This is a genomic window from Stenotrophomonas sp. CFBP8994 (assembly GCF_034044835.1).
Taxonomy (GTDB): Bacteria; Pseudomonadota; Gammaproteobacteria; order Xanthomonadales; family Xanthomonadaceae; genus Stenotrophomonas; species Stenotrophomonas rhizophila_A.
In genome coordinates this window covers 826,699-839,369 of the sequence record NZ_JAXCWT010000001.1, presented here as the reverse complement: position 1 = coordinate 839,369, position 12,671 = coordinate 826,699, and the positions used below count along the sequence as shown (strand labels likewise).

The following is a 12,671-nucleotide window of genomic DNA, read 5'->3' as shown; positions in this document are numbered from 1 at the left end:
GGTCATGACCCAGAAGACGCTACTCAACGATACCCACCGCGCGCTCGGCGCCAAGATGGTCGATTTCGGCGGTTGGGACATGCCCATCCACTATGGTTCGCAGCTGGACGAGCACCACCTGGTCCGCGCCGATGCGGGCATGTTCGATGTGAGCCACATGACCGTGGTCGACCTGCGCGGCGCGCAGGTGCGCCCGTTCCTGCGCCGCCTGCTGGCCAACTCGGTGGACAAGCTGAAGGTGCCGGGCAAGGCGCTGTACTCGTGCATGCTCAATGCGCAGGGCGGGGTGATCGACGACCTGATCGTCTATTACCTGGCCGACGACTTCTTCCGCATGGTGGTCAACGCCTCCACCCGTGAGAAGGACCTGGCCTGGATCCGCGAGCAGGCCGCCGCCTTCGATGTGCAGGTGACCGAGCGCGAAGACCTGGCGATCATCGCCGTGCAGGGTCCGACCGCACGCGAGCGCGTCACCGGCCTGGTGGCCGAGGCCGACCGCGCCGCGCTGCAGAAGCTGGGTCGCTTCGCCGCCGTGGACGTCACCGCTGCCAGCGGCGCACCGCTGTTCGTTGCCCGCACCGGTTACACCGGTGAGGATGGCTTCGAAATCCTGGTGGCCCAGGACCAGGTCATCGCCTTCTGGAATGCACTGGCGGCCGCCGGCGTGCGCCCGGCCGGCCTCGGCGCGCGTGACACGCTGCGCCTGGAAGCGGGCATGAACCTGTACGGCCAGGACATGGACGAAGCGATCAGCCCGCTGGAAGCGGCGCTGGCCTGGACGGTGGCGCTGGACGAAGGCCGCGACTTCATCGGCCGCGACGTGCTGGAGGCGCAGAAGGCTGCCGGCGACGCGCGCCAGATGATCGGCCTGGTGATGGACGAGAAGGGCGTGCTGCGCCATGGCCAGGCGGTGACCACCGCCGGCGGCACCGGCGAGATCCTGTCGGGCACGTTCTCGCCGACGCTGGGCAAGGGCATCGCCTTCGCCCGCGTGCCGGGTGGCGAGCTCGGCCAGGTGCACGTGGACATCCGCGGCCGGCAGGTGCCGGTGCGCGTGGTGAAGTTCCCGTTCGTGCGCGAAGGCCAGGCGCAGCCCGGCGTGCTGGGCGAAAGCTGAGCACCGGTTGTTTTACACTACCCCCGTTTTTTGACCCCCCTGAAATTCTTCGGAGCAGTCCCATGAGCGAGATCCCCGGCGACCTCAAATTCCTCAAGTCCCACGAATGGGCGCGCGTTGAAGGCAACGGCCGCGTCACCATCGGCATTTCCGACCACGCCCAAGGCCTGCTTGGCGACCTGGTCTACGTCGAGCTGCCCGAAGTTGGCGCCGAAGCAAAATCGGGCGAGGCGATCGCGGTGGTCGAGTCGGTCAAGGCGGCTTCCGACGTGTACAGCCCGGTCTCCGGCACGGTGGTCGAGGTCAATTCGGCGCTGGCCGACAAGCCGGAAACCATCAACGAAGACGCCTACGGCGACGGCTGGCTCTGCGTGATCGAGCTGTCCAACAAGGAGGAGGTCAACGACCTGCTGGACCCGGACGACTACGCCGAACTGCTCGAGGAAGAGGACAACTGATCCTCGCCTGCCTGGAAAGACGGCCGCCCTGTGCGGCCGTTTTTTTTTGCCTGCGCGCGGCATCGTCCGGTTGCCGACGTCCAACGCGTTATCCGTGCGTGATGGATGGCGACGCCGTCGATGGTCGCATCGACGTGCATCGACCCCCATCGCGCGGGTCATGGATGCACGCAACCGGCACGAACCTGGCGTCCACCACCGCCCAAAAGTTTGCGCAGTTCTGCAAATCCGGACGCAAAAAGCGTTCGCGGATGTGAAAAGTTTTTGCCCCTGTTTTGTTCCCGTGCGGGAAGCCGTTGCGATGCCGTCAGCGCAATCGCCGGTTGCGGGCTGCAGCGCGGGTGCATCTGCAGTGCAGTTTGCGAAAGTGCTTCTTTTAAGTGTTTTTCTTTCTACGCATCGCCGTTCGGATGGATGCGTGCACGCAAACAACGACCGTCGAAGGGGTGTCGCCGAGCGCTTGCGGAGGGTCCAGGCGAGGTGCGCCGGAGGGCATCCATGTGAAATTTTTTCGCGGGGGTTGTTGACAGTGAAAAAAAGCGTGATTAGGTTTCGCCCAGCAGACCTTGCCTGCCAAACGAGTGAGCCGAATCGACATCCAGTCGCGAAGCACAACCAGAACATCCGCCGCGCGTCCCAAGACGGTGGAGTCGGCTTCGCTACCTCCGGTGAAATGCAAGGGCACCCCGCATTCGATACCTGCCTGGCATCCTGTGGCAGGTATCTCCGTATCCGTCACGACGCGCTGGACGCGACGGCGGTCCCCGCACGGCAGTAACGGCGGGTTTGCTTTACCTGGGCGTTTCAACTCCATAGATCACTGACGAGGAGCCAATCCCATGGCAACCAAGAAAGCTGCGAAGAAAAAGCCGGCCGCCAAGAAGGCCGTGAAGAAGGTCGCCAAGAAGGCGGCTGCCAAGAAGGCCGTGAAGAAGGTAGCCAAGAAGGCGGCTGCCAAGAAGACGGTAAAGAAGGCAGCCAAGAAGGCGACTGCCCGCAAGGCAGTGAAGAAGACGGCAAAGAAGGCGGTCCGCAAGGTCGCCAAGAAGGCCGCCGCCAAGAAGACCGCAAAGAAGGCAGTGAAGAAGACTGCCAAGAAGGCCGTCCGCAAGGTAGCCAAGAAAGCGGCCGCCAAGAAGACCGCCAAGAAGGCCGTCCGCAAGGTAGCCAAGAAGGCGGCTGCCAAGAAGACTGCCAAGAAGGCCGTCCGCAAGGTCGCCAAGAAGGCCACCGCCAAGAAGGCCACCGCGCGCAAGCCGGCCGCCAAGAAGGCATCGGCCAAGAAGGCAGTGAAGAAGGTCGCCAAGCGCAAGCCGGCGGTCCGCAAGAAGAAGGCTGCACCGGTCGCCCTGCCGGCAACCCCGGCACCGCTGATCTGATCCATTCCCGATAGCCGTACCTGAAACCCCTTCCCGGCGCCCAGCGGGAGGGGGTTTTTTTTGCTGCGCAAAAAAAATCCCCCTCCCGCGAGGGATCAACGAACGTTGATCCCGACGGTAGCGCCGACTGTCAGTCGGCCCAGGCGGTATCGGGAGCCGGCCAGCGGCCGGCACTACAAAAAAGGGCGACCCGTAGGCCGCCCTGCACCGGATGCGATACAGCTCGCTGACGCTTACTGCGGCGACGCCACCGCACGATCCGACGACACGCCCTTGCGCTTGGCCGGCGTGCTGTCTTCGGTCATCAGGTTGTCGCTGCCGAAGTCGGTGTCCACGTCCAGCCAGCGTTGCGCGGGCAGGCCCATGGCCGCGTCGAGCACGGTCGGCAGCAGGCCGCTGGGCAGGCTGCTTTCGCCGTTCCACATGATGGCGATGCCCAGGTCGCGTTCGGGTACCAGCGCCACCAGGCCGCGATACCCCTGCACGGCACCGGCATGGAAGATCACTTCATGCCCGGCGTAATCGAAGTTGCGCCAGCCCAGCGCGTAGCCGGCCGAGTGCAGGCGCTCGCGACGCCAGCCCGAGCGCATCTCGCCCGGGGTGTTGATCAGGGTCGAGTGCAGCGTGGCCAGCAGCGGCGCCGGCAGCACGTCGGGGCGGTGCCCCGTGTGGGCCAGCAGCCACTGCGCCATGTCGCTGGCACTGGCGTTGACGCCTGCAGCGGGAGCGAGGCGGTAGTAGGTCGGCTTCGGGCTCAGCGACACCCAGCCGTTGCGGCTGCGCACGTGCGGGCGCGCCCAGCGCGAACTGGCCTGGATGCCGGCCAGGCCCAGGCTGGCATCGTCCATGCCCAGCGGCTTGAACAGGCGGCGTTCCACCGATTGCTCGTAGAAGCTGCCCGAGGCGGCGTACACCACGTCGCCGATCAGGCTGAAGGCCACGTTCTGGTACGCGTAGCAGTCGCCCGGCTGGCACTTGAGCGAGGTCGAGGCCAGCTTGTGGGTGAGCGTGTAGTACTCGGCGTTGGCTTCCACGTCGCGGTCGTAGGCGTTGTACGGCAGGCCGACACGGTGGCTGAGCAGATCGGCCACGGTCAGGCGCTCGGTCGCCTCGGGCGTGCTGAGCTGGAAGCCGGGCACGTAGTCGGTGACCTTGCTGTCCCAGCGCAGCGTGCCGTCGTTGACCAGCAGGCCGGCCATGGTGCCGGCGAACGCCTTGGACAGCGATGCAAGCCGGAACACGGTGTGCGCATCGACCATCTGCGGGTTGTTGACGTCGGTGACGCCATAGCCGCGCGCGCTGAGCACGCGGCCGCCCTGCACGATGGCCACGGCCATGCCCGGTACGCGCTCGCCATAGGTGAGCTGCTGGGCCATCGATTCAATGTTGGCCACGTTGAACCCGGCGGCCGGCGGCAGCACCTTCGGATTGGTCGTGGTGGCCCGATACGCCGCAGGCTGGGTGTGCGGAATGGCGGAGGCGGCGCTGTTCTCGATGTTGACGGGGAACGCGGCCGGTGTCGCACTGGGTGTCTGTGCGGTGGACGACATGGCGATGGGCATGAGCATGCCCAGCAACCCGGTTGCCGCCGAACGGATCGGTCGGCGCCTGCTGTTCTCTTTCATCGTTTGGGGCCCGTGCGCAACTGCTGGCACCGATTCTAGCGCTGCTTTTCGTGATTGCACAAACGAAGCGAAGATGAATGCGTATCGCATTGAAAAGGCCCGGTTTTTGCATCGAATGGGAGGGTCGTCGTCGACGCCCTGTTCAGGTGGCCGGGACCGGGGCCCCCAGCCAGCGCGCGGCGCGTTCGGCGATCATCATCGTGGGGGCGTTGGTGTTGCCGCTGACCAGACTGGGCATGACCGAGGCATCCACCACGCGCAGGCCCTGCACGCCCCGCACGCGCAGCTGCGGGTCGACCACGGCGTCGGCATGCTGGCCCATCGCGCAGGTACCCACCGGGTGATAGATGGTCTCGGCCTTGGCGCGGATGAAGGCGTCCAGGGCGGCATCGTCCAGGTCGTCGCGGGCCGGGAAGATCGGCGCACCGCGCCAGCGGTCAAACGCCGGCTGGGCCAGGATCTGCTGCGACATGCGCACGCAGGCCTTCATCATGGCCAGGTCGTGCCCCTCCGGATCGCCCAGGTAGTTGGCCTCGATCCGCGGCGCGGAGGCGGGGTCGGCATCGCGCAGCAGGATCCGCCCCCGGCTGCGCGGGTGCAGCGCGCAGGCATGCAGGGTGTAACCGTCGCCCGGCAGGCGGTGGCGCCCATGGTCGTCCAGCATGGCCGGCACGAAGTGGAACTGCACGTCCGCACCGTCGCCCTGCGCCAGCGGCGAGCGGGCGAAGCCGCCGGCCTCGGCGATGTTGCTGGTGCCGGCGCCACGGCGTCCGCGCAGGAAGTAGTCGAAGGCGATGCGCGCCTGGTTGCTGCGGTCGTAGCTGACGCCTGGGTGGGTGTGCACCAGCGTGCAGATATCCAGGTGGCCCTGCAGGTTGCCGCCCACCCCGGGCAGGTCGACCCGGGTACTGATGCCGTGCGCGCGCAGCTGCCGGTGCGGGCCGATGCCGGAGAGCATCAGCAGGTGCGGGGAGTGGATCGCGCCGGCGCTGAGGATCACCTCGGCGGCCGCATGCGCATGACGGTGCGCCCCCTGGTGGCGGAAGTACACGCCGTTGGCGGTGTCGCCCTGGAAGCTCAGGGCGCGGGCACGGGCACCGGTGAGCACGGTGAGGTTGCGGCGGCCACGCGCGGGGCGCAGGTAGGCCGTGGCGCTGGAGCAGCGCACGCCGTCGTGCTGGGTAACCTGGTACAGGCCCACGCCGAGCTGGTGCGCGCCGTTGAAGTCGTCGTTGCGTGCGTGCCCGGCCTGCACGGCGGCGTCCAGGAAGGCATCGGAGAGCGGGTTGTGGTGGCGCAGGTCGGACACCGACAGCAGCCCGGCATCGCCGTGCCAGGGCCCGGCGCCGCGGCTGTTGGCCTCGCCGTGCAGGAACCAGGGCAGCACGTGCGACCAGTCCCAACCGGTGGCGCCGGCGGCGGCCCAGCCGTCGTAGTCGGCCGCCACGCCACGCACGTAGCACATGGCGTTGATGGCGCTGGAGCCACCCAGCACCTTGCCGCGCGGCCACCACAGCCGCCGGCCATCAAGTGCCGGCTCCGGTTCGGTGTAGAGGTTCCAGTTGATGCGGCGGTTGTTGACCAGCCGCGCCAATCCGGCGGGCATGTGGATGAACGGGTTGCGGTCGCGCGGCCCGGCTTCGAGCAGCAGCACGCGGCAGTGCGGGTCGGCGCTGAGCCGGTTGGCCAGCACGCAACCGGCCGAGCCGGCGCCGACGATGATGTAGTCGTACATGTCCGTTCCCCAACGGTGATGGCACGAGCATAAGCCAGTCGCCCCCTAGCGATGTTGCGGTGCATCGTTTACCGTGCGCGCTTTGCTGCCCGGAATCGCCACGATGCTGCCGCTGCCACGCCGCCTGTGCGGGACCTGCGCGCCATGAATGCCCCGGACCCGAGCGCGCCCGCGCAGCCCGGCCTGCGCGCAGCGCTGCGCCAGTCGCCCCCGCTGTTCTGGGCCTGCGTGTATTTCTTTTGCCTGCTCAGCGGGTATTACGTGCTGCGCCCGGTGCGCGAGGCGATGGCGGCATCGGCCGACCTGCAGACGGTGTTCCCGCCGGCGCTGATCGCGTGGTTCGACGGCCATGGCATCGCGCTGCAGGACTTCGTGCTGCAGGTACTGTTCACCTGCGTGTTCGTGATCATGGTGGTGCTGCAGCCGCTGTACGGGGCGCTGGTGAGCCGCTACCCGCGCCGGGTGTTCCTGCCGGCGGTGTACGGCTTCTTCATCGTGACGCTGCTGGGCTTCTACCTGCTGTTCGACAGCGGGGTGCCGGGGCGGGGCATGTTGTTCTTCTTCTGGACGACGGTGTTCAACCTGTTCGCGGTGGCGGTGTTCTGGAGCTTCATGGCCGATGTGTTCTCGAACGTGCAGGCGCGGGCGTTCTACGGCTACATCGGGGCGGCCGGCACGATCGGCGCGTTCCTGGGCCCGACGCTGACCTCGACGCTGGTGCAGCGGGTGGGCATCGCGAACCTGATGCTGGTCTCGGCCGGCTTCCTCAGCGTGTGCCTGTTCTGCATCTGGCGGCTGCGGTTGTGGGCGGTGGCACGCGAGCAGGAGCTGCAGCTGGCCTCGGGCGAGGCGCCGATGGGCGGCGGGGTGCTGGACGGCTTGAAACTGATCGCGCGCGAGCCGCTGCTGCGCTGGCTGGCAGTGATGGTGGTCTTCGGGGTGGGCATCGGCACGCTGCTGTACAACGAGCAGGCCTCGATCGTGCGCCGGCTGTACACGGACCCGGCGGCGAGCACGGCGTTCTATTCGCGGGTGGACCTGGCGATCAACGCGCTGACGCTGATCCTGCAGCTGGGGCTGACGCGCTGGCTGCTGTCGCGCTTCGGCATCGCGCCGGCGCTGCTGATCCCAGGGTTTGCGATCATCATCGGCTTCTCGGTTCTGGCCGCCTCGCCGCTGCCGATGCTGGTGGCGGTGGTGCAGGTGATGACGCGGGCCAGCGAGTTCTCGCTGGCCAAGCCGGCCCGCGAGACGATCTTCACCCGGGTGGACCGGCAGTGGCGCTACAAGGCGGGCGCGGCCATCGACACGGTGGTGTACCGCGGTGGCGACCTGACCTTCGCATGGGTGCACAAGGGGCTGTCGCTGTTCGGCTCGCATGCGGTGTTCGCCGGCGGGCTGCTGGTGGCGGGCATCATGACGGCGGCGGCGTTCGGGCTGCTGCGCGAAGAAAAGAAGCTGCCGGTCGAGCGGCCGGAGTAAGCTTCCTCCATCTTGTTTGAGGGTTGCCCATGTACTGGACCGCACTGATCCTGACCTTGGTGGTCGCGCTGCTGCACGTGTACTTCCTGGTCCTGGAAATGTTCCTGTGGACGCGCCCGCTGGGCCTGAAGACGTTCCGCAACACGCCGGAGAAGGCGGAGCTCACCCGCGTCTTGGCGGCCAACCAGGGCCTCTACAACGGCTTCCTGGCCGCAGGCCTGTTCTGGGGCCTGTTCGACCACCTGCCGATGCTGGTGAACTTCATGCTGGGCTGCGTGATCGTGGCGGGCGTGTACGGCGCCTACAGCGTCAACAAGCGCATCTTCGTCATCCAGGCCCTCCCGGCCATCCTCGCGGTCATCGCCTGGCAGTTCGTGCCGGCCTGACTCGCCCTGCGGTAGGTACTGACCGTTGGTCGGTGCGATGTTCGCGGAGAGCCAACAGCCGAGGCCTGCGAACGTGCTCGCGCTGGGCCGGCGGGTGTGGGTTTGCGGGACACGCCGCAAGTACGTCCATGTAGGCTCGTTCGCGCCATCCATGGCGCTCTACGGTCCCGCAAACCCACCCCCGCCGACCCTGGACAGTGTGTTGGTGGCCAAGGAATATCAACGGCAACGGCGTTCTCCGCTCATTTTTCATGCGTTACCGGGGGGGCATCGTGGGCGGTCGTTTGGGAACCGACCTGCGCAGGAGGGCACCGCCTCGTAGGGACACGCCGTGCGTGTCTGGTTTTTCCATCCGCACACGACCAACCATCGGGGGCGGCCGGCGGGTTGCCCCCGGAGGGACGCTAGAAAACATGGATGTTTTCCAGCAGCCTACAAGGACGTACTTGCGGCGTGTCCCGGAGCGGGGCTGCCCGACGGCCGCCCCTGCTCGTAAGAACTGAAACGCTGCTCTTCGCGAGATTCAGAATCAACCGCGCTTGACCGGCGACACCCACATATCGATCCGCGCTTCGAACACCACCGTTCCGGCGGTATCACGCACCTGCACCTTCACCGGCAGCGCATAGCCCGCTTCGGCACTGACAATCGCCTGCGCAGGCGTGGCGACTGCATGCTGCGTACCGGTCGCCTTGGCCAGGTACTTCACCTCCATGCCCTTGGGGATCCAGCGCATGCCCTTGGGCAGCGAGGCATCCACCATCAGCCCGGCGGTGAGCTCGGCCAGATTACACAGCGCGATGGCGTGGACGGTGCCGATGTGGTTGGTCACCCGGCGCCGGTGCGCGATGCGGCCTTCGCAGCGGCCCGGTTCGAGCATGGTGATGCGCGGGGCGATGCTGGCGAAGTAGGGGGCCTTGAAGCAGACCGCGCGCGAGAACAGCCATTGGCCGGCGGGCCAGCGCTGCATGCGGCGGTAGAGGGTCAAGAGGGGGGCGGACATCAGCAGGTCTCCCGGAAAGCGGCTGCGAGGAAGGCAATGAAAAACGGCGGACCGAAGTCCGCCGTTCTGGGGTGTATCGAGGCTGGCGTTATGCCGCTTCCTGCGACTGCGCGTCCTTGCGTTCGCGGTCGTAGTAGCTGGCCGAACGCAGTTCGTGCGGCTCGAAGTCGTCCACCGTGATGGTGTCCATGGTCAGCGTGCGCAGCTCTTCCAGCAGCGTGCGCTCGTCCTGGGTGATCACCCCTTCGGACACCGCTTCGTCGAGCTGTGCGTTGAAGTCCAGTGCTTCGATGCCCTTGGTCTTGAGCGCCTTGATGAACTTGCGCTCCACCGGCTCGGCCATGATCGCCTTGGACAGGTAGCTGTTGATGCGGCCACCCGGGTTGTTCTCGCACGGGGTCAGGAACACGCCACTGGCCAAGCGGTCGCGGGCTTCGTTGGGCGCCATCAGCAGCGCGGCCACGCGGTGGCCCAGGCGGTCGCCCGGGGCTTCGGCACGGCGGCCGAACGGGAAGATCAGCAGCCACATCAGCCAGCCGATCGGACGGATCGGGAAGTTGCGCAGCGCCGCCGAGAGCGATTCCTCGATCTTGTGCACGCTGTCATGGAACGCCCAGGCCAGCAGCGGCTGGTCAGCCACGGGCGCGCCTTCGTCCTGGTAACGCTTGAGCATGGCGCTGGTCATGTACACGTGGCTCAGCACGTCGCCCAGGCGGCCCGACAGCGATTCCTTGAACTTCAGCTTGCCGCCGAGGGTCATCATCGAGATGTCGGCCATCAGCGCCAGGTTGGCCGAATAGCGGTCCAGCTTGCGGAAGTAGCGGCGGGTGTAGGCATCGCCCGGGGCGGCGCCGAAACGCGCGCCGGTCAGGCCCAGCCAGAACGAACGCACCGCGTTGGAAATGCCGAAGCGGATATGACCGAACAGGCTGCGGTCGAAGGACTGCAGGCCGGCCTTGGTGTCCGGATCCTGCGCCGCCTTCATTTCCTGCAGTACCCACGGGTGGCAGAGGATCGCACCCTGGCCGAAGATCAGCAGGCTGCGGGTCATGATGTTGGCGCCTTCCACCGTGATCGCGATCGGCGCGGCCTGCCAGCTGCGGCCGGCGAAGTTGCGCGGCCCCAGGATGATGCCCTTGCCGCCGATCACGTCCATCACGTCGGAGATCACTTCCCGGCTCATGGTGGTGCAGTGGTACTTGGCAATGGCCGACGGCACCGACGGCACGTCGCCGCGGTCCACCGCAGCCGCAGTGGCCTGGCACAGCGCGCTGATCGCATAGGCCTTGCCGCCGATGCGGGCCAGCGCCTCTTCCACGCCTTCGAAGCGGCCGACCGACAGGCCGAACTGCTTGCGGATGCGCGCATAGGCACCGGTGACCACCGCACCGGCCTTGGCACCGCCACTGGCGGTGGAGGGCAGGGTGATCGAGCGGCCCACGGCCAGGCACTCGTTGAGCATGTTCCAGCCCTTGCCGGCTTTCTCGGCACCGCCGATCAGCTGGGTGAGCGGAATGAAGACATCCTTGCCGCGGATCGGACCGTTCTGGAAGGTCGAGTTCAACGGGAAGTGGCGACGGCCGATCTCGACGCCGGCGGTGTCGCGCGGCAGCAGGCCCAGGGTAATGCCGATGTCACGGGTCGGGCCGATCAGGCCGTCCGGGTCGTACATGCGGAATGCCATGCCGATCAGCGTCGCGACCGGGGCCAGGGTGATGTAGCGCTTGTCGAAGGTGAGCTTGACGCCGAGCACCTGCTCGCCGTTCCACTCGCCCTTGCAGACGATGCCGTAATCGGGAATCGAGGTCGCGTCCGAACCGGCGAACGGACCGGTCAGGCCGAAGCACGGCACTTCACGGCCGTCGGCCAGGCGCGGCAGGTACTGGTCCTTCTGTTCCTGGGTGCCGTAATGCACGAGCAGTTCGCCCGGGCCCAGCGAGTTGGGCACGCCGACGGTGGAGCTGACCACGCTCGACACCGACGCCAGCTTCTGGATCACCTTGTGGTGGGCCAGCGCGCTGAAGCCCAGGCCGCCGTATTCCTTCGGGATGATCATGCCGAAGAACTTGTTCTTCTTGATGAAAGCCCACAGCTCCGGCGGCAGGTCGGCGTAGACGTGGGTGATTTCCCAGTCGTTGACCATCGCGCACAGTTCTTCCACCGGGCCGTCCAGGAAGGCCTGTTCTTCAGCGGTGAGCTGTGGCTTGGGATAGTTGAGCAGCTTGTTCCAGTCCGGGTCGCCGGTGAACAGCTCACCTTCGAAACCGACCGAACCGGTTTCCAGCGCGATGCGCTCGGTCTGCGACAGCGGCGGCAGCACCTTGCGGAACACCTTCATCATCGGGGCGGTCAGCAGCGGCTTGCGGATGAACGGCAGCAGCAGCGGCACGGCAATGACGGCGACGATCGCCGCAGCCACGATGGTGGCGGTCTGGTTGACATAGGGGACGAACCAGCAGGCCGCCAGCAGCACCAGGCTGACGAGCGTCCAAGTGATCAGCCGCATCCGGTGGTAGGCGACGATGGCGCCTGCCAGCAGGATGGCGAGGAAGGGAACGACAATGCTCATGAGCGTGCTCCGGTGACGTGCTCGGTTGTGGCGGACTGTGCCACGGCGGAGGCCGAGGGCAACACGTCCAGATAGTCCAACACAGTAGCGGTAAAGGCGTTGTTGTCGTCGCCGGCGACCATATGCGTGGCCTCCGGCAGCTGCACGTGGCGCGCGTGTGGCACCAACGCCAGGAATTCGGCCACCGTTTGCGGGGTGACCAACGTGCTGCGCCCGCCGCTGACCAGCAGCACCGGGCATTTCACCTGGCGCGCTGCGTCTGCAAGCGCGTCCTGGTGCTGTTCGCTGTCGCGCGCCAGTTCGGCGACCAGCCGCGGGTCCCAATGCCAGCGCCAGCGCCCGTGGCCATCCTCGCGCAGCAGGGCGCGCAGCGACTCCTCCGACTTGCGCGGGCGGTGCGGCAGATAGGCCGAGATCACATCGGCCGCCTGTTCCAGTGAAGCGAATCCTTCCGGATGCGCGGTCATGAACATCAGGATCTTTTCGACCCCGGCGGTGTCCCAGCGCGGGGTGATGTCCACCAGCACCATCGCCGAGAACAGGCCCGGCCAGCGCGCTTCGGCGAGCAGGCCGAACAGGCCGCCCATCGAGGCGGCCACCAGGATCGGCGGCTGCGGCTGTTCGCCGGCCAGCACGATCAGGTCATCGGCAAACTGTTCGCCGTGATAGGCGAGGGTGGCCGGGTTCCAGTCCGAGTCGCCATGGCCGCGTGCATCGTAGGCGAGCGTCTGGTAGCCGGCGGCGGCCAGCGACTGCGCGGTGGCAGTCCAGGCGTGCCGGGTCTGGCCGAAACCATGGGCGAACAGCACGGTGCCCCGGCGCCCTGGGGCCGAGCGGGTTGCCGCCAGCACGGCGTCGTGTGCGGCGGTGAGGCGCTCGTCGGTGGGGACGGATGGGCGGGAGGCGGGAGTTACCAT

The 12,671-nt window shown here is 67.0% G+C and carries 10 protein-coding genes; 5 read left to right on the top strand and 5 right to left on the bottom strand.

Annotated elements, in window-relative coordinates; all coding sequences use genetic code 11:
• Window positions 1-4: 4 nt before the first annotated feature.
• The 3 genes from gcvT (at window position 5) to SOM39_RS03905 (ending at window position 2,954) form a co-directional block, all read left to right on the top strand.
• Window positions 5-1,117, top strand: coding sequence for a glycine cleavage system aminomethyltransferase GcvT (gcvT, locus tag SOM39_RS03915; protein ID WP_068853709.1), 1,113 nt, complete (start codon window positions 5-7; stop codon window positions 1,115-1,117).
• Window positions 1,118-1,179: 62 nt separating this feature from the next.
• A complete protein-coding gene (gene gcvH / locus SOM39_RS03910; RefSeq protein WP_068853708.1) occupies window positions 1,180-1,575 on the top strand; it encodes a glycine cleavage system protein GcvH in 396 nt (131 codons plus the stop codon).
• Window positions 1,576-2,414: 839 nt separating this feature from the next.
• Entirely contained in the window at window positions 2,415-2,954 is a 540-nt protein-coding gene (locus tag SOM39_RS03905; RefSeq protein WP_068853707.1) for a histone, read from the top strand.
• A gap of 233 nt (window positions 2,955-3,187) precedes the next feature.
• On the opposite strand, the gene SOM39_RS03900 is transcribed toward SOM39_RS03905, so the two are convergent.
• Both SOM39_RS03900 and SOM39_RS03895 read right to left on the bottom strand, forming a co-directional pair.
• On the bottom strand, window positions 3,188-4,579 hold the full coding sequence (locus tag SOM39_RS03900; protein WP_320457528.1) for a serine hydrolase domain-containing protein: 1,392 nt from the start codon (window positions 4,577-4,579) through the stop codon (window positions 3,188-3,190).
• Window positions 4,580-4,721: 142 nt separating this feature from the next.
• On the bottom strand, window positions 4,722-6,314 hold the full coding sequence (locus tag SOM39_RS03895) for a choline dehydrogenase (RefSeq protein WP_320457527.1): 1,593 nt from the start codon (window positions 6,312-6,314) through the stop codon (window positions 4,722-4,724).
• Window positions 6,315-6,458: 144 nt separating this feature from the next.
• On the opposite strand from SOM39_RS03895, the gene SOM39_RS03890 reads away from it, so the two are divergent.
• Window positions 6,459-7,796: an NTP/NDP exchange transporter gene (locus tag SOM39_RS03890; protein WP_320457526.1), complete on the top strand. Its 1,338-nt coding sequence runs from the start codon at window positions 6,459-6,461 to the stop codon at window positions 7,794-7,796.
• A gap of 29 nt (window positions 7,797-7,825) precedes the next feature.
• Entirely contained in the window at window positions 7,826-8,182 is a 357-nt protein-coding gene (locus tag SOM39_RS03885) for a DUF1304 domain-containing protein (RefSeq protein WP_320457525.1), read from the top strand.
• Between the two features lie 529 nt (window positions 8,183-8,711).
• Here the strand turns inward: SOM39_RS03885 and SOM39_RS03880 are convergent.
• The 3 genes from SOM39_RS03880 to SOM39_RS03870 form a co-directional block, all read right to left on the bottom strand.
• Window positions 8,712-9,185, bottom strand: a complete 474-nt coding sequence (locus SOM39_RS03880; RefSeq protein WP_320457524.1) for a hotdog fold domain-containing protein — start codon at window positions 9,183-9,185, stop codon at window positions 8,712-8,714.
• 88 nt (window positions 9,186-9,273) lie between these two features.
• Window positions 9,274-11,754: an acyl-CoA dehydrogenase gene (locus SOM39_RS03875; RefSeq protein ID WP_320457523.1), complete on the bottom strand. Its 2,481-nt coding sequence runs from the start codon at window positions 11,752-11,754 to the stop codon at window positions 9,274-9,276.
• The gene (locus SOM39_RS03870) at window positions 11,751-12,671 is read right to left on the bottom strand and encodes an alpha/beta fold hydrolase (protein WP_184126783.1); all 921 of its coding nucleotides are present in this window, start codon (window positions 12,669-12,671) and stop codon (window positions 11,751-11,753) included. Before SOM39_RS03870 ends, SOM39_RS03875 begins: the two co-directional genes overlap by 4 nt.